Source organism: Bacteroidota bacterium, assembly GCA_039714315.1.
In the GTDB taxonomy this organism is placed as follows: Bacteria; Bacteroidota; Bacteroidia; order Flavobacteriales; family JADGDT01; genus JADGDT01.
The window spans coordinates 1-26,297 of record JBDLJM010000027.1 but is presented as its reverse complement, the minus strand read 5'-3'; the positions used below and the strand labels follow the sequence as shown (position 1 = coordinate 26,297).

Genomic DNA, 26,297 nt, shown 5'->3' with positions numbered 1-26,297 from the left:
TAAAGTCTAAAGTCTATGTATCAAATTGTGATTTATAAGTGTCATAATGTGTATTGATACACGGAAGTAAAATGTGGTAATTAGCAATATTAAATTTGAAATAAAGAATAGTAAATACTGATTATAGAAAAGCTAAAATCAAAATCAGTAATTACTATAGTAAATATTAAACTATCAAAATGATAAACGAAGGTAATTTGGAAGCAAAAGTATCTGAACAAATAACAGTTGATCGTATTAAACCGTTAACTGCTAAGATTGGGATTTATGGTGTAGGGCACTATAACTATTGGCCACAATTTCCAGGTCTTCTTGAAGAAATGCACAAGAAGATGGACATCCTTGCCGATAAAGTAAGAGGAAATGGAGTAGAAGTAGTTGATTTTGGAATTGGTGATGATGCAGAAAGTGCATACCGTATTGTAAATGATATTAAAGCATCAGGTATCGATATGTTATTTATCGATATGGTAACTTATGCTACTTCAAGTACAATTGCTATTATTTTTAGAGAGCTAAATATACCAATGGTTACTATTGCTCTTCAGCCATTAAAAGCACTTGATTACGAGAATGCAACTACATTTATTCAGTTGGTAAATGATGATATATGTTCTATTCCTGAATTTAATTCTGTAGCTCAACGTCTTGGAAAGCCAATTCCTGACGTAGTTATCGGAACTCTTGAAGGAGATGATGAAGCTGATGCTGAAATCGCTGAGTTCTGTCAAATTGCAAAGGTTCTACACGATCTTAAAAAAGCTCGTATCGGATATTTCGGTCACCCGCTTGAATCAATGTATGATATGCACGTTGATCACACTGCAATGACTGCAGCATTTGGTTGTCACGTGGTTCAAACAGAACCGGACGATATCATGGCTCACTATTTGAAAGTTACAGAAGATGAAGTTGATGCTTACAAAAATCGTATTCTTGAATTCTTCGATACTCCTGAGCCAAAAGTTGACCCTGTTACCCGTAAACTTACTGATGTAGATTTATATGAAGCAGCTAAATCGGCTGTAGCATTAGAAAAATTCATCGAGGAGAAAAAACTTGATGGTTTAGCATATTACTACGAAGGAAGAGAAGGAACAGATATGCGTAAATTGGTGACAAACCTTATCGTTGGTAACTCATTGCTTACAGCAGGAGGATTCCCTATGTGTGGTGAAGCCGATCTTAAAACCAATATTGCAATGATGATTATGGATCGTCTTGAAATAGGAGGATCTTTCGCTGAATTCCACCCAATCGACTTTAAAGAAGGATTTGTTCTTGTTGGACACGATGGTCCTCACCACGTAAATATAGCTGATGGTAAGCCTGTTATTCGTAGTCTTATCAAATATCACGGTAAACCAGGTAGTGGAGCTTCTGTTGAGTTTAAAATCAAAGAAGGACCTATCACCATGTTAGGTATTACTTCAAAAGCTGATGGAACGTTTAAATTCGTTATCACAGAAGGTGAATCAGTAGTTGGACCGGTTCCTGCAACAGGAAACACTAACACAAGAGGATTCTTTAAACCGGATATTAAAACATTCCTTAAAGATTGGTTCGCTGAAGGACCAACGCACCACTATGCATTAGGTGTTGGTAAAAAAGCTCATACAATTAAGAAAATAGCTGATTTCTTAGGAATTGAAGCAGTTATTGTATCGGAAAAATATTTGTAAAAATTATAAACCGGTTATTTGTTCATTTCAAACAAGTAACCGGTTTTTTATAAAATAACAACAAATATCCATAAATTCCCTCTAATACCAACCAACATCAACAATTACCAACTAATATCAATTATATTAATATGACACCAAATATAGCTGTAATCGTAGTAGTAGCATATTTCGCTTTGCTATGGTTTATATCGTATTTAACCTCTCGTAATGCAGGAAAAGACACTTTCTTCACAGCCGACCACGGATCACACTGGTTTTTGGTCGCCTTTGGAATGATTGGTGTTGCACTTTCGGGTATAACATTTATTTCTGTTCCGGGTGATGTTGGTAATACCAACTTTTCATATTTGCAAATAGTAATGGGATATACTGCTGGTATTGTTGTTATAGCACTGGTGTTGTTACCTATGTATTATAGGTTAAAACTTGTTTCTATTTATGCCTATTTACGCGATCGATTTGGTTATAGATCACACAAAACCGGTGCAGCTTTCTTCTTGATTTCGCAAACATTTATGGCGGCATTTAAGTTGTATTTAATGACAACCGTGTTGCAAATGGCTTTCTTTGATGAATATGGTTTGCCATTCGAATTATCTGTGTTTATTACCTTAATGCTTATCTGGTTATATACTTATAAAGCAGGTATTAAAACAATTGTTGTTACCGATACTTTACAAACAGCCTTTTTGATTATTGCTGCTATATCAACCATAGTTATTATATATAATGGTTTAGATACCAATGTGGGCGATCTTGTTACTAATATGGTTAACGATAGCAGAAGTGAAACTTTTATATGGAATTGGAGCGATGATAGAAACTTCTTTAAAATGTTCCTTACAGGTATGTTCCTTGTTATTATTACTAATGGTTTGGATCAAAGTATTATGCAAAAGAGTTTAACCGTTCCAAACATAAAAGATGCACAAAAAAACATGTACTTCTTTGGTGGTTCTTTGGTATTTGTGAATATGATATTCCTGATATTAGGATTGATGTTGTACTTGTATGCCGATAAATTTGGAATTGCTGTACCTGCCGAAACGGATAAGTTTTATCCTTTGTTGGCTCTTGATCATTTAGGCGTGTTTACGGGTATTATGTTCTTAATAGGTATTGCAGCAGCAGCTTATTCGAGTGCCGATTCTGCTTTAGCCGGACTTACAACATCGTTTTGTGTCGATGTTTTAGAGGTAGGTGATGGAAAAAAAGAAGCATCTACTAAAAGAAGAACATTGGTGCACCTTGGTTTTTCATTGATGGTATTTTTTGTAATACTTGTATTTAAAGCCTTAAATAATGAGAGTATTGTTAACTCATTTATACGTGTAGCCGGTTATACATACGGGCCTTTACTTGGATTGTTTGTATTTGGGATGTTTACAAAAAAGGATGTCAATGACAAATGGGTGCCATATGTAGCTGTTGCATCTCCAATTATATCTTTATTGTTGTATTTGTATTCCGAGCAATTGTTTGGTTTTAAGTTTGGTTTTGAACTATTATTGATAAATGGCGGTTTAACAGTCTTGGGATTATGGTTTAGTTCAATGAGTAAAAAGAATTAATAAATGAAAAATATTTTTTTCATATTTTTATTTGTTGCCACATATGCTAATGCGCAAGTAGGACAGACATTAAGTTTGCCTTCTGTATTTTCGGATTATATGGTATTGCAGCAAAATTCGAAAGTACCTGTGTGGGGAAAAGCAGAGTCCAATACAATGGTTACTGTTGATGCGAGTTGGATGAAATCTCCAATTACGGTTAAGACTGATGATAAAGGAAATTGGATTATAAAAATTAAAACTCTAAAAGCAGGATATAAAAAAAATTCGATGCTTATAAGTACAGCTGCTGACACAATCAATATCAATGGAGTATTATTTGGAGAAGTTTGGTTGGCATCGGGCCAGTCGAATATGCAAATGCCTTTGAAAGGATGGGGTAGTCAGTATGTAGAAGGAGGGGAAGAAGAAATAGCAAATGCAAATAATAATAATATCCGTCTTTTTCAGGTAAAGCAGACAACATCAGCTGTTCCTCAAACAAATGTGGAAGGTGAGTGGTTAGATGCTAATCCTGCAAGTGTTGAAAATTTTAGTTCTGTAGCTTATTTCTTTGCAAAAAAACTTCAAGCCGAATTAGATATTCCTGTTGGAATTATTCATTCTAGTTGGGGAGGAACTAATGCTAAATCGTGGCTTAGTGCCGAGCAACTTCGTAAAATGGAAGGTTTCGAAACGAAAGTTGATAGTTTAACTATTGCTTATAATGAGTTTCAGAAAGATTTTAAAGAATGGGATTCTGCAATGAAATTCTGGAATCAATACAAAGAGTACGATACTGGCGTGAATTTTTCTATATATCGCAAGAAAAACAAAAAGGCTATAGAAAAGTATGAAGCCAGTGGAGGAAGTTGTGGAAGAATTCCAACATCGTATCCCAGACCGGAAATGCCGAAGAAATTCCCACAGTTTATGGTAAATACTTTGTATAATGCTATGATACACCCCTTAATTCCTTATTCAATTAAAGGAGTGATATGGTATCAGGGAGAGAGTAACACCGATAATCCAGAGCAGTATAGCAAACTGTTTCCAATATTAATTAACAGTTGGAGAAAAGAGTGGAAGCAAGGTGATTTTCCTTTTTATTATGTACAAATAGCTCCTTACGATTATTCAAAGTGGGGCAATGGTGAAGATCCTGTTGCATTACGTCAGGTACAGACCGAAACTTTGGATAAAGTGAAAAATACAGGAATGGTTGTAATTACCGATGTAACCGACACAACAGAAATTCATCCACCAAAAAAGAAACCTGTTGGCGAAAGACTTGCACAAATGGCTTTGGCAAAAAGTTATAAAAAAACAGACTTGCTTTATTCAGGACCTGTTTTTAATAAGGCAAAATCAAAAAATGGAGAAATAGTAGTTTACTTTAAAAATGCTAAAGGTGGTTTGCATCTCAAAGGCAATAAAGTAAATGGTTTCGAAATTGCTGAAAAAAATAAAGAATTTTTACCTGCCGAAGGTATTATTAAAGGAAATACTGTAATCCTTAAAAATGATAAAATTGAAGAACCTGTATACGTGAGATATAATTGGAAACACACTTCGGTTTGTAATTTGTTCAACTCCTCAGGACTTCCAACAGGACAATTTAACACTGCGTTGAAGTAAAAAATATGATTTATTTACGAAGACCATTACAATGTAATCTTCGCTAGGTTAAGATGCTGTAATATAGGAAATTAACGAGGTGTGACTAAATGAAAACAACTGTGATGTAATGTGTTGTTTTTTATTGGTATATTGCTAATTTGGCACTATAAGAAAATGTAAAAAAGACTAACTGTTTTATTAAATTAAAACAAAATAAAATAAAATTATGACATCAAAAGAGAGAGTACTTAAGGCTATAAAAAGAGACGGACTTCCTGATAGAGTTCCGGTTCAGTTCGATTTATCAGAACCTTTGATCGAGTTATTCGCAAAAAAATATGATCTTGATTACAGATTGAGCAGATCTTATTATGAAGATTTAACTTTCCGTATTGGAGCTAATGCTGTCCGCACAAAAATGGGTAGTGATGTAGTTGTAGTTGGAGGAGAGGCTTCTAAAGATTTTAAAATCGTAAAAGACGAAGAAGGTGCGTTTGTAAACGAGTTTGGAATGAAAATGCGTCAGGGGCCTACTTATATGGATGTGATTGATGCACCTCTAAAAAATATTGAAACAGCAGAAGAGGCAGAAGCATACCAGTTTCCGGATGCTACTGATCCGTCTAGATATATTCAGGCGGAGCAGGATATTGCAGAGTTTGGAAAAGAGTATTTCGTTATTGGAGATGTAGAGGTAACTCTGTTTGCAATGGTTCGTCAGTTGGTAGGTATGGAAAAGCTTATGATTGATATGATGATGGAGGCAGAGTATATTCCTGTACTTGTTCGTAAATCAAAAGAGTTTGCTATTGCAGTTTCGCGCGAGTTAGCTAAACGTGGTGTTGATGCTATCTGGTTTGGTGATGATTATGGCGCTCAGGATAGTTTGTTGATGAGCGAGGATACTTTCCGCCAGCATTACAAACCTGCAATGAAAGAATTAATCGCAGCGATTAAAGAGATTAATCAGGATATTATAATTATCCAACATAGTGATGGTGCTGTTGCTCCGTTAATTGGTGATTTTATTGATGTTGGAGTAGAGGTATTTAACCCTGTTCAGCCAGGTGTGCCGGGACACGATCCACAAGAGTTGAAAGATCAGTTTGGAGATAAAATTTCTTTCTTTGGAGCTATCGATCAGCAATATTTATTGCCTAATGGAACACCTGAAGAAATTGAGGCCGATATAAAATCAAAAATCGAAATTCTAGGAAAGAATGGTGGTTATATGATTGCTCCGGCACATATTCTTCAAAGTGATACTTCGATGGAAAATGTTGAAGCATTCTTAGCTGCAGCAAAAAAGTATGGAGCTTATAATTAATTGATTTTTCCGATATAGATTGAGAGAGGCTGTTAATTTTTTGACAGCCTCTTTTTTTTTTTGCTAAAAATCAAGATCCTAAGCTATCAATTGTTTTGTGGCGTCCAAACTGGTCCGATGATAATAGTTTTATTGAATCGGGATGTTTTTATGGAATAAATAGGTTCCGTTTTTTTTTATTAAAGGGGCTTTTGTACTTTTACACATACACACATATAATATAACCTAATGCAAAATTCTAGAAAAAAGATATTGGATACCTTCAATAATTCGGTTGCAAACAAATACCATATATATAACAGTTTGTTTCTGAAACTTCCTTTCGATGATGTACAAAGAGTAGGGGAGCTATTGCCTCTGTTGGGACGTCATTGTGAAAGCGGTTATAAGAAAGAAAAAAGTCCATTTGAAATAGTAAAAACCTTCTTTGACAATAATAATGGTCATTTCAAAAGTGAAAAGGATCAGATTTCAGCTCTTTTTAAGGTTATTCAGTATATAGAGCGACAGATAGTACTTTTCGATTCAGTTGAAGACGCTTCTTATACTGAGAATCATGATATGAATGGTATCGGTACAATTAAGAATCTGGCTTCTGAAGCTGATTATTTAAAATCAAAAGATAAACTTAGAAAAAAACTCGAAGATTTTAAAGTAAGACTTGTTCTTACAGCTCATCCAACACAATTTTATCCGGGTTCCGTTTTAGGAATTATTACTGATTTGAGTAATGCTATTGCTGAAAATGATTTAAGATTAATAGAAAAACTCCTTCAGCAGTTAGGAAAAACTAAGTTTATAAAAAAAGTAAAACCTACGCCTTATGATGAGGCCGTAAGGTTAATTTGGTACCTCGAAAATGTATTTTATCATTCAATAAGCAATGTGGCAAACAGGATCGATCTATATGTTTTCGACGGTAAAGGAGTTCCGGAGAATTCATTTGTAGATTTAGGGTTTTGGCCGGGAGGTGACCGTGACGGGAATCCGTATGTGGATGCAGAAACTACTCTAAAGGTTGCAGACAAACTGCGTTCAACAATATTCCGCTGTTATTATAGAGATATTCGAGATTTAAAAAGAAGACTGACCTTTGATGTAGTTGATATTGAAATTGCGGATTTACAGGAAAAAATATTTGAAAATTCTTATCATCAGCCTAACCATCCAACAATTTCATATCCTGAATTTATTAACCGTTTGGAGCAAATCAAAGATATTCTGATAAATAAGCACAACGGTTTATTTGTAGATGATGTTCAGGCTTTAATTAATAAAGTGAAAATTTTCGGATATCATTTTGCCGGCCTGGATATTAGACAGGATTCCAGAATACATACCGGAGTGATAGATAATATAGTAACTTATTACAAAAAATCGGGGAAATCAATTCTTCCCGCCAACTACAGTAGTCTGGATGATTCTGATAAGATAGAAATTTTGATGAATGTAGAAGACAGGCTGAACCCTTTACTTTTTGAAGATAAAATAACTAAGGATACTCTTGAATCTATTTACGCAATAAGACAGATTCAGGACAAAAATGGTGAAAAAGGAGCACATAGATACATAATAAGCAACAATCAGTCGACAGTAAATATTTTGGAAGTTTATGCCATGTTTAACTTATGTGGCTGGAAAAAGAAAGATTTATCAGTTGATATTATTCCACTGTTCGAGACTATAGACGATCTGGGCAATGCACCGGATATTATGGATGAAATATTCTCAAACCCCGATTACATGGATCATTTGAGCCGTCGGGGAAGAAAACAGACTATAATGCTTGGTTTTTCCGATGGAACAAAAGATGGCGGATACCTGATGGCTAATTGGTCTATTTATAAGGCTAAGGAAGCTTTAACCGAAATTGCAAGAAAATACGATATTGATGTAGTATTTTTTGATGGGAGGGGAGGTCCACCCGCCAGAGGAGGAGGAGAAACTCATAAGTTTTATTCATCTCTGGGAAAGACTATAGAGAACAATGAAATTCAAATTACAATTCAGGGACAAACTATTTCTGCTAATTTTGGTACGGTAAATTCAGCGCAATATAATATAGAGCAATTATTGAGCGCCGGGTTGTCGAATGAAATATTTGAAAACGATACTAATTCACTCAATGCCGACATGAAACAAGTCATAGACAGACTTGCCAAAGATGGCTTAAATAAATACTTGAAGCTAAAAGCCCATGATAAATTTATTCCGTATCTCGAAAAGATCTCCACACTTAAGTATTATGGAAAAACAAATATCGGAAGCAGACCTTCGAAAAGGTCTAAATCGTCAAAGTTGAAATTTGATGATCTCAGAGCAATCCCGTTTGTTGGTTCATGGAGTCAATTAAAACAAAATGTTCCCGGATATTATGGAGTTGGTACAGCATTGAAAAATCTTGAAGATAAAGGAGAACTTGATAAAGCCGTTGATCTTTATCAGAATTCGAAATTTTTTAAGGCTTTGATAGATAACAGTATGGTGTCATTAACAAAATCATTTTTCCCTTTGACTAAATATCTGCAGGAGAATAAAGAATTCGGTGATTTTTGGAATATAATTTATTCTGAGTACAATACGACAGTCGAAATGATCAAGAAAATTTCTAACTCCAGTAATTTGATGGAGTATTTGCCGAGCAGAAGAGAATCAATAAAGCTTAGAGAACAAATTGTTTTACCATTATTAACTATACAGCAGTATGCGTTGCTCAGATTAGAAGAACTTTACGTAGACTCAGTATCTAATGAAGATTTAATTAAAATTTATGAAATGATCGTCATTAGGTCATTGTATGGTAATATTAATGCCAGTAGAAACTCTGTTTAGATTATATAAATAGATGTAAATTATATAAAGGGTAGTTGTTTAACATGATTATCCTTTTATTTAAACAACTCTATTTAACATAATATAAATTATAATCTTTAAGTATAGGTAAAAAAATACGTACCCATTTTATGGATACGTATTATGTATAGATAATTTATTTAGTTATAAAGACTAAGCTTTTTTAACTCTTACAGCGTTCATACCTTTCATACCTTGTTCAAGTTCAAAAGTAACTTTATCTCCTTCAACAACTTTATCAATTAAACCGTTGATGTGTACAAAATATTTTTCCTGAGTATCCTGCTCTTTAATGAACCCGAAACCTTTAGAGTCATTGAAAAAATCAATCTTACCTTTTTTTATTGGATCAACAAATACTTCTTCCTTTTTTGGAATTCCAAGTACAATACTCGAAGCGTCTATCTTTTTCTTCTTTTTATCAGGATCCGGTGGCGTATCTGTTATATTACCAAATTCATCAACATAGGCAATCATATCTTCCCAATTACCTCCTTCTTTGGAATTTGCTTTGCGTTCTTCCTTTCTTAACGCTTTATCTTGCTTTTTCTTCAAACGTTTCTTTTCTCGTTCTTTTTTCCCAAAGGATTGTTGTGATTTTGCCATTAATTATTCTTCTTATTATATATTAGTTATTAATAATTATTCTGTCTTTCATACAAAATAAGTACAAAAATAAATTTATTATTCATAATACAATAGATTTCAGCGATTTTTACTTTAAAATAGTATGATTTTATGATGTACTCATCACAAAACCACTTTCAACTAGCAATATTCTATCCGAAATCATGTAATTTTTAATCTTCTTAGAATCTGACATATAACAATAATTTTATTTGATATAACTTTCAATGTCTACACTTAAATTTATATATAATTGAAGTTTAAATTCGCTTTTATTAAATACATACTCCTAATATTCAGGACGTTTCTATATATGTACAAATTTATATTTGTATATAGCTAACTATCATCATGTTATGTTGTGTTATCCAAATGTAATTTTGAAAAAAATAAATATTTTATAAAATCTTAATCATGAAAAATATATTAAGTGCATTTTTACTATTAATTGGTATTTCGCTTTCTGCAGAAAAAATACCGGCATATTTTAAATCAAATGAAAAATTCAGTGATTTAAATTCTACTACCGAAGAGATAAAAGCTAATATCAAATCTTCGGGATTTTTTGTATTGGGAGAATACAGCCCTTCAGATAAGTCTAACCAAAAAGTTCTTACTTTTACAAGTAATGAATTAAAAAAGTTTTCGTTAAACTTCGAAGACAGAGGTGCTTTAGGTGCTGTTCTTAGAGTTTCACTAATTGAAAATAAAGGAAAAACCACGGTTTCAATTGCAAATCCATATTACATGTTTAATGCGTATTGGGGGAAATCGGCAAATGCTTCCCAAAAAGCAGAAATGAAAAAATTAAGCAATAAAGCTCTTACTATTATCGGAGGTAATTCCGTGAAATTTGGAGGAGAACTCAGTGAGGATGAGCTTGCTGAATACCAGTATAAGATGATGATGCCTTACTTTACAGATCCGGTAGAATTGAAAGAATACTCGTCGTTTGCTGAAGGTGTCGCTAAAATTGAAGCTAACTTAAAAACCGGAAAAGGAAATACTAAACTAGTGTACAAGCTGAAGTTTAGCGGCAAAGATATCGCGGTTTACGGAGTTGCGTTAAAAGGAAATTTAGGCGAAAGCAACTTCTTGCCAAAAATTGGAGAAGATCAGATTGCAGCTTTACCATACGAGATTATACTTCAGGGAAAAGAAGCTACTATGTTGCATGGAAAATACCGATTAGCACTTTACTGGCCTGAACTATCAATGGGACAATTCATGAAAATTATGAGTACTCCTGGAGATATTGAAGAAGCTTTAGAAGCGGTTTGTAAGTAAATATTGGAATAATTTTGAGGTTTGTTGTTGAATTGTTGTAACAACAAACCTCAAAACTAATAATTCTAAAGAGTAATGTTTTTTAAAACCTTCACAACAATATCCAAATCATCATCATTAAAATCCAAATGAGTAGTCATACGTAGTTTAGAACCTCCCATACTCACAATGTAAATATTGTTTTTATTTAATTCTGACATGAATTTTTTCTGAGAAACACCATCCTTAAGTTCAAAAATTACAATATTGGTTTCTACATCCAGCACACTTTTTATATAATTTAGATTTTTCAGTGTGTTTCCAAGTGTTTTAGCTCGTTTATGGTCATCTTTTAATCTGTCTACATTATTGTCGAGAGCGTAAATACATGCTGCTGCCAGGTATCCGGCCTGACGCATCCCCCCTCCCATCAGTTTCCTGATTCTCAATGCTTTTAGTATATCCTTATTGCTTCCCATTAAAACAGAGCCCACAGGAGCTCCTAATCCTTTGGAAATACAAATAGAAATTGTATCAAAAACATCGCCATATTGTTTTGGTGTTTCTTTATTGGCTATCAAAGCATTAAATAGCCTGGCTCCATCCAAATGAAAAGGAAGATTATTTTCCTTACATACGTTCGATATATTTTCAATTTCTTTATAGTCCCATGTAGCTCCTCCTCCAAGGTTTGTAGTGTTTTCAACACTTACTAAAGCCGATTCCTGCATGTAGTAAGGCCCGTTAACCTGAAGTAAGTTGTTAATATCGTTTGCAGTAAATCTACCCCTGTCTCCATCGGCTAACTTTACTGAACACCCCGAATTAACTGCTATACCTCCATTTTCATAATTGTATATATGAGCCGTTTTATCACAGATTACCTGATTACCCGGCTGCGTATGAATTTTAATCGCTATCTGATTAGCCATTGTTCCCGATGGAGTAAAAAGAGCAGCCTCTTTTCCAAACATCCTTGCAACCTTACTTTCCAGTTTATTGATAGTCGGATCCTCCCTGAATACATCGTCACCTACTTCTGCCTGCATCATATATTCAAGCATTTCAGGTGTAGGCTTTGTAACAGTATCGCTTACCAGATTTATTTTTTTTATCATCTTCTGCTATTAATCTTTATAATTAATCCAAATTTAAAAATTAATTCATTCTGATTATAAAATATATTCAGGCAATTGAACAGGAAAATTTTAAATGAGAGCTCTATACATGGAAATTAAATAATCGACGAAAGCTCTGTCCTAAGAGTCTCTAATGTCTGGTGTAGAAAAAATAGAGCCAATAGCAATAAAAACTGTTATTGGCTTATTTTTATTAGAGGTGATTTATAACTTTGACAAGTTTTTCCTGTAGAGTCTCAGCAATTTTCTCTACTTCTTTATTTTCAAACAGTGCTAAAGACGCTTTAGGGTCAACTATTGCAATCTCTATACTGTTTTCATCTATCCTTTTTACCAGTATATTACAAGGCAGCATTAGTCCAAGAAGTTTTTCTGCATGGACTGCCTCATTCGCTAATTCAGTATTACAGGCTCCCAACACTATATATTCCGGATAATCTTTATTAATTTTTTCTTTGAATGTCTTTTTAAAATCAATTTCCGAAACAATATCAAAATCCTCTTTAATTAACTCTTTTCTAGCTTTATCTATGGCCTCGTCGAAGCTTATATTGTTTATTACTTTATTGAAATAATATCCCATTATTATTTATGATTAGGTTAATAATAGGTGTGCAATTTAGTATTTTAAACAATATCATAAAATTATATTGATAATTTGTGGTCAATCTATTCAATAATTCACAAAAAAAGAACCGGGAATAACTATATCCGGTTCTTTGTAATGAAGTATGTAATAATCTGCATTCGATGAAGTCAATCGCTTTACTGACTTCCGTAACTCTGTTATGCTATAATTCTATTTTCCGCCACATTTACCGCTACCGCATTTCATTTCTCCGTTATTGGCTTTCATTTTCGCTTTAATTTCTTTCATGTGTTCATCCTGATGAGCTTTAAATTCTTCAGGGCTTAGAAATCCATCTCCGTTAATATCCATCTCCGAAAACTTAGGTGGTTTATAATCACTCATAACCTCCTTCATCTCAGTTCCTTCCATCTTTTCTTTACGTTTAGCACGAAAATCAGAACATTCTTCCTCCGAAATTTTACCATCATTATTTACATCAATGTCAGAAAACTTTGCCATTTCAGGCATTTCACTATTTTTCATCTCCGCACCACCACATTTGTTCTGTGCTGTGGCATTTACACTAAATAAACCCACAACAGCTATTGTCATTATTAGCTTAATTGATCTTTTCATTATTAATAAATTTTATGGTTATTGTTTGCAAAAGTAATGATTTTCATGTTAATGACTGAAAATCAATGAATTAAACTGCTCGCCTGTTTGTTTTAAATTTTTCATTAGGTTACGCCAAATATGCTACGCAACGAAGATATTTCAAAAATTAATGAGATAATTACTATACATTATTGAAATTTACTTAATTAAATGCCAATTTTGAGGTTTATTATACCCATGACGAACTGAATATTCTTTAGCCTGATGTATAAAGGCTTGAAGTCGCAGTTCAATTGAGGTGTCTTCTTGTCCGTCATAAGCAATATTCACGTGTGGTATATCATTATTATCCTTTTTAAATTTATGTGAAACTGCTGCAACAACAGTACCTGGCATACAGGTGAATGGAAGAATATTCACAATACCAGAAACCTTTTCTTGAGCTAGTCTTACTGAACTTCCAAGATTTAGAGCCGGATCGCCATCATAGTGTTTGTGGATGTAATTACCACAGTTATTCAGCATTTCTTTTACACTTATATCTTTTTCTTTATCGAAATACCCATTTGCTGCTTTATGTAATCTTCCTGCGGATATATTCTGTGAAAATTCTTGTATTTTTGATTTAAGAACACCTAAATAATCACTTTTCCAAAGGCTATCACGTGTATATCGATAAGTTGAATAGCTGATCCACTCTGCAAATGGCGCAATAAATGTTTCGGCACCGAAGCTCTCAAGTCTATTTACAATTTGCCCACTACAATAAGGGTTATCGCGCATGAAAATTTCACCTAATACTACTATAACAGGTTTTCTTTCTCCATTAGATATAGCAATATTATCAAAGTTTAATGCAGCTTGATGTAAAATGTCTTCTAGGTGCTTAGCTCCTGTTTCTAATGACTTCACTACACTATTTAATGACTCTTTATATACTTTTTCAGTTTCTCCTTGAAATAACTCATATGGCTTTCTCTCCTGCTTCATTTTACGGAGCAAATCAACGGCTACAAAACCTTTCCAAGCAATAAATCTAAATTTAGTGCTCTGACCCCCCGAAATATCAGCATAAGCCGTATCATTGCCGGGTGATATAATTTCAGCATCTTTAAAACCTAGTTTATCAAAAATAATACGTTGGAGTTTATTGTATTGGCCAAAACGACATGGACCATTGTGATCTGGCATAAAAAAACTAACTTTTTTTGGATCTGTATCTGGGGCATAAAGTTTCTTTAAGAAGCTGCCTGTTGTGCAAACCATTGGGAAACACTCTCTTGCAGAAGTATTTTTTCTACCAAGTTCTAAATCTACTTTTGTCTGCATTGGTAGAACTTCAGCATTCATTCCTACACTTCGACTAGCTGCAGCTATAGCATAAGCACTATCACTCATATATGGAAAATATAAGGTGCGATCTTTCATCGGATCAGATCTTTGTATTCCTGGTCTAAAAATTTCACTTTTCTTTTTATGAGCTAATTTTGCTCCTTTTAAACTATCTAAAAAAGCTTCATAACGAGTTACCATACCTGCATCGGCACTATGTTCGTCAATTTCTAATTCAAGATATGGCTTACCTGCCATTTCCTCATGTACAAAATGAGCTAGAAAGGAATCAGGTCCACATCTAAAATTACCCATATATACAGCATGAAGCTTAGGATCGCGAGCTATAATCCGTGCTCCTGCCAATATTTTTTGTCCATTTGGCCAATACATCTGTGGATAATCATTTAAAATGTGTTCGCTTCCTAGTGGCAGGTAGTCTAGGGGTATTGGTAAAACATCCTGATTAATTAATTTTTCAACCATGCTAAGGTTAAGGGCAGGATCGCCAGTATTGTATACTCTACCAATTATTACAAGAGCTTCTTTGTCGGCAGGTAAGTTACTCATAACCTCCTGACCTCTTAAAACTATCTTATTTTCAAAAATTTCTTGTGCTTTATCTGCTTTTTTTATTGCATTAACTACAGCTTTTTTAGAAATCCCAAATTTATCGTACATAAAATCAGATAGCTCTTTATTTAGCACTCTGCCAAAATACCTGAAATTCAATGTTGGAATAAGCATTTTATCAATCAGAGAATTATCACCTATAGCAGCTTTAACCATAAATGGGAATGATTGTACCCAAGGACAATTTGTATTATTTGTGGGATTGTCTTTTTCTGTTTTAGCATTGATTATAAATGGAGTAAAAACAAAATCTACATCTTTCTCAAGAAGATCTATAATATGTCCATGCATAAGTTCAACAGGGAAACAGGTTTCTGCAACAATCATCTCTAATGATTTCTTTATCAGTCGGGTATCTGATTCTGGCGAGATTACAACCCTGAAACCTAAATCAGTAAAAAAAGTTCTCCAAAAAGGGAATTGTTGATAAAATAGCATTAGAGCTCGAGGTATACCAATTGTAATCCTATCGTCTTTTTCTTCTTCAATGAACCCATCTAATAAAATAGCATTCCTTTCTTCAAACAAATTTGGAATCCCTTTTCCTTTACCTTTTCTATCTTCAACTTCCCACAATTCACAGCGACCACCAAAATATAATGGTTTTTTCTCTCCTTCTATCCTCACTCTTCTAATTTCGCATAGGTTTGAGCACGATTTACATGTGAAAGTGTCAACTGTATATGGTATTTTACTTATGTCAAAACCTTTAAAACTGGTTTTCTTGCCATTTACCATTGATTCTCTTGCAAGAATTGCTACACCAATAGCTCCGGTAACATCAAAATGAGGTGGAATAATTATTTCTTTACCAGTTATTTTTTCAAAAGCAGCTACGACAGCTTGGTTGTTGGTAACTCCCCCCTGAAAGAAAATCTTATTACCAATTCTCTTTTTTCGAACTACTTTCTGAATATAATTCTCAACGATTGAATATGCCAAACCTCCAATAAGGTTATCTTTTGAAACTCCTTTCTGCTGTTGAGAATTGAGGTCTGATTCCATAAATACAGTACACCTATTTCCTAACTTAGCAGGGTTCTCAGCTTCAATGGCCAATTTTCCAAACTCTTCAATTATATTAATATCAAGTTTCTCTGATTGCTCTTCTAGAAATGACCCTGTACCAGCAGCGCAAACCTTATTCATTTCAAAATCAACAATAACTCCATTATCGATACAGATATATTTTGAGTCTTGTCCTCCAATTTCAAATATTGTATCAACGGATGAATCATATGCTATAGCCGCAGTGGCTTGTGCTGTAATCTCATTACGAATAATATCAGCGCCAATAAAATCACCCGTTAGATATCGTCCAGAACCTGTTGATCCGGCACCTAAGACATTTACTCTATCCCCTATTTCTTCATAAATCTCAGACATTCCACGTCGTATTGCCTCCAAAGGCTTACTAGCAGTTGGTAAATATCTCCTTGCTATTACGTGGTTATATTTATCAATAAGCACTACGTTTGTACTCAGCGACCCAATATCAACTCCTAAATAAACATCTAATTTATCAATACCTTCAGGAATAGGATATACATCTTTATTGTATTTAGCTGCCGATTTGGTAAGCGATTCATTATAATCACTTTTGGAATGTCTTCCGGATAAATAATTATCTATATTTTCTATTCCTAAATATGGTTTAATCGCTAATTCTTTTTGGTCTAAAATATAATATAGAGCACCAATAGCACCCATTGAAGCAAGATGCTTAGGTATTATTAGTTCATCTTCCTTTGCTTTTAATAACTCTCTAAATGCTCTAACAACTCCTTCGTTTGCAGCAACACCCCCTTGAAAAATAATTGGAAAATCAAATTTCTTACCCTTTCCCATGCTGCTGATAAAATTTCTAGCAACAGCAAAACACAAACCGGCAACAATATCATGTACAGGTGTGGCTATTTGCTGAAGATGAATCATGTCACTCTTTGCGAACACACTACATCGACCAGCTATTCGTGGCGGTTTCTCCGATTTTAAAGCTAACCTTCCAAATTCTTTTTCTATAGACACTCCAATTCGTTTAGCTTGCTGATCGAGAAAAGACCCTGTACCTGCAGCACATATATTATTTAGGGTAAAATCGGAAAGACGGCTAGACTTTTCTTTTTCATCCCCATGCATAATAATTAGCTTAGAGTCCTCACCCCCCATTTCGATTACAGTTTTTACATTCGGATAAAGTTTAGCAACCGATGCAGATTGGGCTATAATTTCATTTACAAAATGTCCTCCTATTAGTTCTTGTGCTAACTTACCCCCTGTGCCTGTTATAGCAATATGATTGATTGAGTTTTCAGAATACTTATTAATTATTTCCGTTAGTAGCCTCCTTAACAGTGAAAATGGCATTCCGTGGCAGAAATCATAACGACTTTCAATAATATTCTTTTCATTATCCATTACTATTGTATTAATAGAAATAGAACCTAAATCTAAGCCGATGTGTATGTCTTGTTTCATACCTTACATGGTCATTGCGTTAAACATTGATTACTAAAGGTATGAAATATATAAACGACTTGTGAAAAATACAGCTACCATAATAGTTTTATATATTTTTAACAGCAAAATATAGCCATGCTACAATTGAATATAAAATATCTACGTCACCCAGATCTATTGATTTAGAATTAATATTTAGTTTCTCTAATTCCATTCTGGTTGCAGTGATACAACGAGGACAAACCATATTTTTAATGTGTAATTTTATTTGTATTTTTTTGCAACTTTTTTACTTAAGCCGCGAATGCGTGAATTATTTTTTCACTAACGCTCAATATACAACCGAGAACGAACGTTAGTGAGTTTATATAATTCGTGCATTCGTGGCCTCTTTTTTTTTGTCATCAGCTCACCTGCCCGTCCGGTCAGGCGGGTTGGAGTTTTTTATTAAAACTTACCTCTACGACGGTATTATACCCACTTCGTGTGTTTATTTATTTTAATTATCTGAGACCCAATTATTTTTAAGTTGATTTTTACAATGTATAATGAAATATTTACGCAAAACACTATAAGTCTTTGGCCGAAAAAGTATCTCCATTAGACATATCTCCGGTTTCGAAGCCCTTCATAAACCATTTCATTCTTTGTTGGGAAGTACCGTGAGTAAAGGTCTCAGGAACTGCATATCCTTGTGCTTGTTTTTGTAATCTGTCATCACCAATAGCATTGGCAGCATTCATTGCTTCCTCAATATCTCCTTCTTCCAATACATGATTCATTGATTGATTTTCCTTTGCCCAGACTCCGGCAAAAAAATCGGCCTGAAGTTCAAGTCTAACCGATAATTCATTGTATTCTTCTTCAGAAATTTTCCTTCTAAGTTCATGTACTTTATCGCTTATTCCCAATAGTTTTTGAACATGATGACCTACCTCGTGAGCAATAACATAAGCCATGGCAAAATCACCGCCTCCGCCAAGGTTATTTACCAACTGATTGTAAAAACTTAGATCTATATAAACCTTTTCGTCTACAGGACAATAGAAAGGCCCTGTAGATGCACTTGCAGCCCCACAGGCAGATGTAGTATGTCCGCTAAACATTACTAAAATAGGCTTTTTATAGGTTGAGTTTAACTGTTCTCTAAAAACTTTTGTCCAAACATCTTCAGTGTCTTTGAGTACAACTTCAACGAAATGAGCCATCTCGTCATCACTCCTGCCCGTATTTTTAACTCCGGTAGTAGTAGTTTCCTGTTCTGTAGACAAAAATTCGTTTCCCATTTGCAAAAACTGCATCGGGTCTTTGCCAAAGTATAAGGCTACTACAATGATTATTATTGTAATAAAACTAAATTTTCTATTCCCTCCTCTTAAAGGATTGAAATTTGAACCTCCTCCTCTTCTGTCCTCGATATTGTCACTGCCACTTCTCCCCTTCCATTTCATAACTGTATCTTTTTGAGATTCATAAAAATACGACTTTACATTAATAGTTCGATTAGTTGTTTATAGAAATCCAATTAAGTACTTAAAGTGATCTAAAGTTTAAAGTGCCTAAAATTGTTAATAAAACAACAACTTTAGGCACTTTAAGTACTTTATACTCTAGTCACTTCTTAATAGTTACTTTTAATAATTACTCTCCTGAATTTCGAAATGAGATTGTGGATGAGCACAAACAGGACACACTTTTGGCGCCTTTTTTCCTTCGTGCAAATATCCGCATACTCTACACTTCCACACAATATTATCTCCTTTTTCAAATACTTTTCCTTCCTCCAGATTATTGTATAGAGTTCTATACCTTTCTTCATGCGCTTTTTCAACTTCAGCTATTAGCTTAAAAGCAGTAGCCACGGCTTTAAAACCTTCCTCTTCTGCAATTTTAGCAAACTCCGGATACAACTCAGTCCATTCTTCATTTTCGCCATCTGCTGCGGCCTTAAGATTTTCTAAAGTTGTTCCAATCTTTCCGGCAGGATAAGTAGCCGTAATTTCTACCATGTTACCTTCCAGAAATCTGAAAAATCTTTTGGCGTGTGCAGTTTCGTTAACTGCTGTTTCTTCGAATAATGCAGCAATTTGCTCTAAACCTTCTTTTTTAGCCTGTTTGGCAAAATACCTGTACCTCATAGTAGCCTGAGATTCTCCCGCAAAAGCTTTTAAAAGATTTTGTTCGGTTTTTGTTCCTTTTAAACTCTCCATAACTTTTTTTACTTATTCCAACAATAATTAACACTTGACTACTAAGGTAGTAAAAAACACGTATAACTTATAATAATAAAGTAACTATGATAACTGTTGTTACAATAACTATTAAGTCTTTATTTTTTTACTGAAAATGTTCTAATATGTAAGAGTATTTACTGTAGATTTTATATTTTTACTGAGACAAAATTTAAAGACATAGCAAACAAAAAAGTATGAAAACAATAATTCAGAATATAAGTCAATTAATTCAGGTTAGAGAAGAAAAAATAGATGCTATTGTAGGTCTTGAAATGAAAGAATTGCCGATAATTGAAAATGCATTTGTAGAAATTGAAGATGGAATTATAGTTAATTACGGACCTATGAGCGATATTCACGGGGTTGATTACGCTAATACTACTAAAGTTATCAATGCTAAAGGCAAAATAGTAATGCCAACATGGGTAGATTCGCATACTCATGTAGTTTTTGCAGGAAGCAGAGAAAAAGAATTCGTTGATAAGATTAATGGTCTTTCCTATGAAGATATTGCCAAAAACGGTGGCGGAATTCTAAATTCGGCGAAAAAATTGCATGATACATCTGAATTTGAACTTTTTGAACAGGCAAGTGTACGTATAGAAGAAATTATGGGAATGGGAACCGGTGCTGTTGAAATAAAAAGCGGTTATGGTTTATCTGTTCAGGATGAAGTAAAGATGCTTAGGGTTATTAAACTTTTAAAAGATAAGTATCCTGTTACCATTAAGTCTACTTTCCTCGGAGCACATGCTATACCTACAGCATATAAAGAAAACAGAGCCGGATATATAAACTGTATCATAGAAGATATGATTCCTTTAATAGCTAAGGAAGGTTTAGCAGAATATGTTGATGTATTTTGCGACAGAGGTTTCTTCACTCCAAATGAGACAGATCAAATACTTAAAGCCGGAGCCAAATACGGTCTTATTCCTAAAATCCATGCAAACGAACTGGATTACTCGGGAGGAATACAGATTGGAGTGGAAAACAACGCCCTTTCGGTAGATCACTTAGAATTTACGGGTGATGAAGAGATAAAAGTACTTATGGAATCGGAAACGATGCCCACATTGATGCCTTCCACAGCCTTTTTCTTAGGTTTGGAATATCCTCCGGCCAGAAAGATGATTGAAGCCGGACTTCCTGTAGCATTGGCGTCTGATTACAATCCCGGGTCATCACCATCCGGAAAAATGGCTTTTACGGTATCACTTGCGTGTATAAAGCTAAAAATGACACCTGAAGAGGCTATAAATGCTGCAACAATGAATTCGGCATACGCAATGGGAGTACAAAATGAATTGGGATCAATTACTAAAGGTAAAAAAGCTAATTTAATTATTACAAAACCACTGAGTTCTTATGCACGAATCCCCTACTCTTTTGGTAGTGATTTAGTTGACAAAGTATTAATTAACGGAAAAATTATATAAAATTGTTTGAAGTTTGGTGTTCGAAGTTCAATATTGTTGAAATTGTACTTCAAACTTCAATCAAATCCTTGCCCTTAACTATAGTCGAAGTGGCAAACCTCAAATATATTATCGAATGAAGAAAATTATAGAGTGCGTTCCAAATATATCGGAAGGACGCGATGAAAATGTAATTAAACAGGTAACTGAAGTAGTTGAAACTGTTGATGGAGTAAAACTCCTGGATGTAGATCCCGGTAAAGCGACAAACCGTACGGTGATTACTTTTGTTGGTGAACCGGAGCCCGTAATTGAGGCGGCTTTTCTCCTGATAAAGAAAGCTTCTGAACTTATTGATATGAGCAAACATTCCGGCGAACACCCGCGTATGGGAGCTACCGATGTATGTCCGTTGGTTCCTATTGCCAATATAAGCATGGAAGAAACGGTTGAATATGCACATAAACTTGGAGAAAGAGTTGGAAAAGAACTTGGGCTTCCCGGGTATTTTTATGAGTTTGCCGCAAAAGAAGAAGGTCGAAAAAATCTTGCAAAGAACCGCGCCGGCGAATATGAAGGTTTAGCTAAGAAAATTGATTCGAGTTATAAGCCTGATTTCGGACCTGCAGAATTTACTGATAAAGCAAGAAGATTTGGAGCTGTAAATATTGGAGCCCGTAACTTCCTTGTTGCCTACAATGTAAACCTAAACACTACATCTACACGTCGGGCAAATGCCATTGCGTTCGATAATCGTGAATTAGGCCGCTTTAAAAGAGAAGGAAACCCTATAACCGGTAAAAAGGTTAAAGACGAAAATGGAAACTTTGTTAGGGAACCTGGTAAACTGAAAGCCGTAAAAGGTATCGGTTGGTTTATTCCTGAATACGGTGTTGCACAAATATCATACAACCTAACTGATATTACAATTACTTCTATCCATAAAGCATTTGAGGAGACAGTAAAATCGGCTGATGAACGGGGAGTTAGAGTTACAGGATCAGAATTAGTAGGATTGGTTCCGCTTCAAGCTTTACTTGATGCAGGAAAGTACTTCCTCAATAAACAAAGACGTTCTGCAGGGATTTCTGATTCTGAAATAATAAAAATAGCTGTAAAATCATTAGGACTTGATGAGCTTGCCCCTTTCGATCCTCAGGAAAAAATTATTGAGTATAAGATGGCTCAGGGAAGAGAAAAACAGTTAATCAACATGGACCTAACTGAGTTTGCTTACGAAACAGCTTCTGAGAGTCCTGCTCCGGGTGGTGGATCTATTTCTGCTTATGTAGGCGCTTTAGGAGTGTCATTGGGGACAATGGTTGCTAATTTATCATCACATAAAGCAGGTTGGGACGACAAATGGGAAGAATTCTCTAAATGGGCTGAAAAAGGTCAGGCTTTTAACGATAAGCTTTTAAAGCTGGTAGACGAAGATACAAATGCCTTCAATAAAATAATGGATGCTTTCCGATTGGCAAAAGGAAGTGACGAAGAAAAAGCTATCAGAAAACAGGCTATCGCCGATGCTACAAAGTACGCGATAGAAACACCTTTCGAAGTAATGAAGACTTCGTACGAAAGTATGGAGGTAATGAAGGCTATGGTAGAAATCGGAAATCCGAATTCGGTAACAGATGCAGGCGTTGGGGCTCTATGTGCCAGAACTGCGGTTATGGGAGCATTTATGAATGTAAAAATTAACTGTGCCGGTTTCGACGATAAAGATTTTGTAGATTCTATGCTGGCTAAAGCTCAGGATATTGAAGATAAAACAATTGCTTTGGAAACTGAGATCATTAAAATGACAAATGAAAAGATAGGTTTGTAAAAAACTTGCGTCCAATTATACAAGTAAAATAGTACGTCATGTCGACCGTAGCGATAGCGAAGTGGAGACATCTCATAAATGTTTGTAGAAACAATCATGAGATTCCTCCATTTTAGCCTAGCTGAACCTAAAGGTTTAGTTTCACCACAGTCGGAATGACGTTTATTTAGTATTGCACCTGTTTAATTCTTATTCTCCAACATAGGAACAAACTTAAAAGAACCAAACTCCATTTTATCATATTCAGTATCACTAATCCTGAAAATAGTAGTCATTTCCTGTTCTTTCACTCCTACAGGTATTATTAGCGTTCCATTAATTTTTAGCTGTTTTAACAGAGGATTTGGAATATACGGCGCTCCTGCCGTTACTATAATTTTATCGAATGGACCGTAGGTTGGTAATCCTTTGTAACCATCCCCAAAAGTCAAATATGCGGGATTATATCGCAGTTTACGCAAAAGAACCTTTGTACTGTCGAATAGTTCTTTCTGACGCTCAATTGTATAAACCTTTGCCCCCATCTCCAGCAAAACAGCCGTTTGGTATCCCGAACCTGTTCCAATTTCCAATACCTTGTCTCCCGGATGAATATCCAATAACTGACTTTGGAATGCTACAGTATAAGGGTGAGAAATTGTTTGCTCCGCCCCTATTGGAAATGCTTTGTTCTGATATGCATGATCTTCGAAACTTGAATCCAGAAACAAATGTCTGGGAACTTTTCTGATGGCATTAAGCACTCTTTCGTCCTCAATACCTTTATCCTTCAGCAGCTCAGCCAGTTGATTTCTCTTACCTTTATGTTTAAAATTATCTGTCAATTTACTTTGTTTTGCTGCGAAAATATGGAAAACAAAAATATGTAGCAATAGCTTTCTTCAAAAAAAATACCCTCTCATTATCTACTGTATAAGTATTACTGAGAGGGTATGGTGGTCGGTTATATCGATATTATTTACCTGCGGCACGTTTTCTTTCGTGCTCTTTCAAAAATATCTTTCTAAGTCTTATACTTTCCGGAGTAACTTCCACATACTCATCCTTCTGGATATACTCTAAAGCCTCTTCAAGGGTGAATATAATTGGTGGTGCAAGCTTAATTTTATCATCAGCTCCCGAAGAACGTACGTTCGACATCTTTTTTGTCTTAGTAATGTTCACTGTCATGTCATCGGCTCTTGTGTTCATACCAATAACCTGACCTTCGTAGATAGGTGCGTTTGGCGGAACGAAGAACTTACCTCTATCCTGTAATTTATCTAACGAATAAGGAATAGCATTACCCTGATCGGTAGAAATAATAGAACCATTGTTACGCTCCGGAATTTCACCTTTAACAGGCTGGAATTCGCTAAAGCGGTGTGTTACAATTGCCTCACCGGCAGTAGCCGTTAAAGCCTGGTTTCTCATTCCTATAAGTCCACGAGAAGGAATAGAGAATTCTAACACCATACGATCCCCTTTTGGAGCCATACTGGTCATTTCTCCTTTACGAACAGTAACCATCTCTACAATTTTACCTGAATACTCTTCCGGTACATCGATAGTTAAATCTTCAATTGGCTCGTGTTTTTTACCATCGATTTCTTTAATAATAACCTGTGGCTGACCAATTTGTAATTCGTAACCCTCGCGACGCATTGTTTCTATCAATACCGAAAGGTGAAGAATACCACGTCCTGATACAATAAATTTATCGGCAGAAGTTCCGGGTTCAACTCTAAGAGCCAGGTTTTTCTCAGTTTCTCTTTCCAGACGTTCCTTAATATGACGGGATGTTACATATTTACCCTCTTTTCCGAAGAATGGAGAATCATTAATTGTAAACAACATACTCATTGTAGGCTCATCAATATCAATTGTTGCAAGAGCTTCAGGATTTTCAAGATCGGCAATTGTATCACCAATTTCAAAACCTTCTATTCCCGACAAAGCACAAATATCTCCTGCTTCAACTTTTTCAACCCTTTTACGTCCCAGACCTTCAAAAGCATAAAGTTCTTTCACTTTAGAGCGTACATGAGAACCATCGCGTTTTACCAACATTATCTGCTGCCCTTCAAGAAGCTCGCCTCTTTGGATACGACCAATAGCTATACGACCGGTAAAAGAAGAGAAATCGATAGAAGTAATAAGCATTTGCAATGCACCAAAATCAACTTTTGGAGCAGGAATGTGCTCAATTACCATATCAAGTAAAGGCTCTATATTATCCGTCTGCTCTGTCCAATCTTCGCTCATCCAGTTGTTTTTAGCCGATCCGTAAGCGGTTGGAAAGTCCAATTGCCACTCATCAGCACCTAAGTTGAACATAAGATCAAAAACCTGTTCGTGAACAAGATCCGGAGTACAGTTTTCTTTATCAACTTTATTTACAACAACAATAGGTTTCAACTTTAGGTCAATAGCTTTTTGAAGTACAAATCTTGTTTGTGGCATAGCACCTTCAAAAGCGTCAACTAAAAGCAGTACACCATCAGACATATTTAATACACGCTCAACCTCTCCACCAAAATCGGAGTGACCGGGAGTATCAATAATATTAATTTTGTAGCCTTTGTATTGTACAGAAATGTTTTTTGAAGTAATCGTAATACCACGCTCACGTTCCAAATCATTACTATCCAAAATTAAATCCCCAGTCTCTTTACGAGTGTCCATTGCCTGACAATGGTGAATGATTTTATCAACCAAAGTAGTCTTACCGTGGTCAACGTGCGCAATAATTGCGATGTTTCTAATGTCTTGTTCCATAAAGTCAAATATAGACCCTGAACAATTTTCAGGGTTTGATTTTTAAGGCTGCAAAGTTAGTGAATATATCAATTGAAACTACAATAAATACATAAAGCTTATTATGTTGATATTTAAACAGTTAACTGTCACTGATTCAGCAATATAGAATATTATTACATAAATATCAATTAATTACCTTATTGAAAATATACTTTGGGCGCCATTTCCGGCTGTCCGTTTATACGCTTCATATCTAAACCCATTTACAAATGCACCTGTATTGGTCTCTTCCCGGGTAAGAGCCAATACAGGTGCTTGTTCATAGGGTATAGATATTCCAGGGTATCACTGCCATCCGGGGCGCTTATAATTTGCTTATGTTTTTAAATTTGGG

17 protein-coding genes are annotated in these 26,297 nt (G+C 34.9%); 8 read left to right on the top strand and 9 right to left on the bottom strand.

The window, feature by feature from the left end; translation table 11 throughout:
* The first annotated feature begins 179 nt into the window (after positions 1 to 179).
* The 5 genes from ABFR62_04725 (at position 180) to ABFR62_04705 (ending at position 9,014) form a co-directional block, all read left to right on the top strand.
* Positions 180 to 1,682: an L-fucose/L-arabinose isomerase family protein gene (locus ABFR62_04725; GenBank protein ID MEN8137718.1), complete on the top strand. Its 1,503-nt coding sequence runs from the start codon at positions 180 to 182 to the stop codon at positions 1,680 to 1,682.
* A gap of 131 nt (positions 1,683 to 1,813) precedes the next feature.
* Positions 1,814 to 3,256 (top strand): sodium:solute symporter, encoded by a 1,443-nt coding sequence (locus ABFR62_04720; protein MEN8137717.1) that lies wholly within the window; start codon positions 1,814 to 1,816, stop codon positions 3,254 to 3,256.
* Positions 3,257 to 3,259: 3 nt separating this feature from the next.
* Positions 3,260 to 4,873: a sialate O-acetylesterase gene (locus tag ABFR62_04715; protein MEN8137716.1), complete on the top strand. Its 1,614-nt coding sequence runs from the start codon at positions 3,260 to 3,262 to the stop codon at positions 4,871 to 4,873.
* A gap of 208 nt (positions 4,874 to 5,081) precedes the next feature.
* Positions 5,082 to 6,182: a uroporphyrinogen decarboxylase family protein gene (locus ABFR62_04710; protein ID MEN8137715.1), complete on the top strand. Its 1,101-nt coding sequence runs from the start codon at positions 5,082 to 5,084 to the stop codon at positions 6,180 to 6,182.
* A gap of 228 nt (positions 6,183 to 6,410) precedes the next feature.
* Entirely contained in the window at positions 6,411 to 9,014 is a 2,604-nt protein-coding gene (locus tag ABFR62_04705) for a phosphoenolpyruvate carboxylase (protein MEN8137714.1), read from the top strand.
* Between the two features lie 174 nt (positions 9,015 to 9,188).
* On the opposite strand, the gene ABFR62_04700 is transcribed toward ABFR62_04705, so the two are convergent.
* Entirely contained in the window at positions 9,189 to 9,641 is a 453-nt protein-coding gene (locus tag ABFR62_04700; GenBank protein ID MEN8137713.1) for a cold shock domain-containing protein, read from the bottom strand.
* Positions 9,642 to 10,076: 435 nt separating this feature from the next.
* Here ABFR62_04700 and ABFR62_04695 point away from each other — a divergent pair, with 435 nt between their 5' ends.
* Positions 10,077 to 10,949 carry a hypothetical protein gene (locus ABFR62_04695; protein MEN8137712.1) on the top strand — a complete coding sequence of 291 codons (873 nt, stop codon included), beginning with the start codon at positions 10,077 to 10,079 and terminating at the stop codon, positions 10,947 to 10,949.
* 65 nt (positions 10,950 to 11,014) lie between these two features.
* On the opposite strand, the gene ABFR62_04690 is transcribed toward ABFR62_04695, so the two are convergent.
* The 6 genes from ABFR62_04690 to rbr form a co-directional block, all read right to left on the bottom strand.
* Positions 11,015 to 12,046 (bottom strand): GntG family PLP-dependent aldolase, encoded by a 1,032-nt coding sequence (locus ABFR62_04690; protein ID MEN8137711.1) that lies wholly within the window; start codon positions 12,044 to 12,046, stop codon positions 11,015 to 11,017.
* Between the two features lie 214 nt (positions 12,047 to 12,260).
* The gene (locus ABFR62_04685) at positions 12,261 to 12,650 is read right to left on the bottom strand and encodes a DUF302 domain-containing protein (GenBank protein ID MEN8137710.1); all 390 of its coding nucleotides are present in this window, start codon (positions 12,648 to 12,650) and stop codon (positions 12,261 to 12,263) included.
* A gap of 216 nt (positions 12,651 to 12,866) precedes the next feature.
* Positions 12,867 to 13,274 carry an EF-hand domain-containing protein gene (locus ABFR62_04680; GenBank protein ID MEN8137709.1) on the bottom strand — a complete coding sequence of 136 codons (408 nt, stop codon included), beginning with the start codon at positions 13,272 to 13,274 and terminating at the stop codon, positions 12,867 to 12,869.
* Between the two features lie 180 nt (positions 13,275 to 13,454).
* A complete protein-coding gene (locus tag ABFR62_04675) occupies positions 13,455 to 17,699 on the bottom strand; it encodes an acyl-CoA dehydratase activase (protein MEN8137708.1) in 4,245 nt (1,414 codons plus the stop codon).
* A 551-nt stretch (positions 17,700 to 18,250) separates the two neighbouring features.
* Positions 18,251 to 19,132: a neutral zinc metallopeptidase gene (locus tag ABFR62_04670; protein MEN8137707.1), complete on the bottom strand. Its 882-nt coding sequence runs from the start codon at positions 19,130 to 19,132 to the stop codon at positions 18,251 to 18,253.
* A 183-nt stretch (positions 19,133 to 19,315) separates the two neighbouring features.
* Positions 19,316 to 19,891: a rubrerythrin gene (gene rbr, locus ABFR62_04665; GenBank protein ID MEN8137706.1), complete on the bottom strand. Its 576-nt coding sequence runs from the start codon at positions 19,889 to 19,891 to the stop codon at positions 19,316 to 19,318.
* A gap of 218 nt (positions 19,892 to 20,109) precedes the next feature.
* Between rbr and hutI the strand changes: the two genes are divergently transcribed.
* Entirely contained in the window at positions 20,110 to 21,354 is a 1,245-nt protein-coding gene (gene hutI / locus ABFR62_04660) for an imidazolonepropionase (protein ID MEN8137705.1), read from the top strand.
* 115 nt (positions 21,355 to 21,469) lie between these two features.
* Positions 21,470 to 23,164, top strand: a complete 1,695-nt coding sequence (ftcD, locus tag ABFR62_04655) for a glutamate formimidoyltransferase (protein ID MEN8137704.1) — start codon at positions 21,470 to 21,472, stop codon at positions 23,162 to 23,164.
* 182 nt (positions 23,165 to 23,346) lie between these two features.
* On the opposite strand, the gene ABFR62_04650 is transcribed toward ftcD, so the two are convergent.
* Positions 23,347 to 23,988 (bottom strand): protein-L-isoaspartate(D-aspartate) O-methyltransferase, encoded by a 642-nt coding sequence (locus tag ABFR62_04650; GenBank protein ID MEN8137703.1) that lies wholly within the window; start codon positions 23,986 to 23,988, stop codon positions 23,347 to 23,349.
* A 130-nt stretch (positions 23,989 to 24,118) separates the two neighbouring features.
* A complete protein-coding gene (gene typA, locus ABFR62_04645; protein ID MEN8137702.1) occupies positions 24,119 to 25,921 on the bottom strand; it encodes a translational GTPase TypA in 1,803 nt (600 codons plus the stop codon).
* Positions 25,922 to 26,297: the final 376 nt, after the last annotated feature.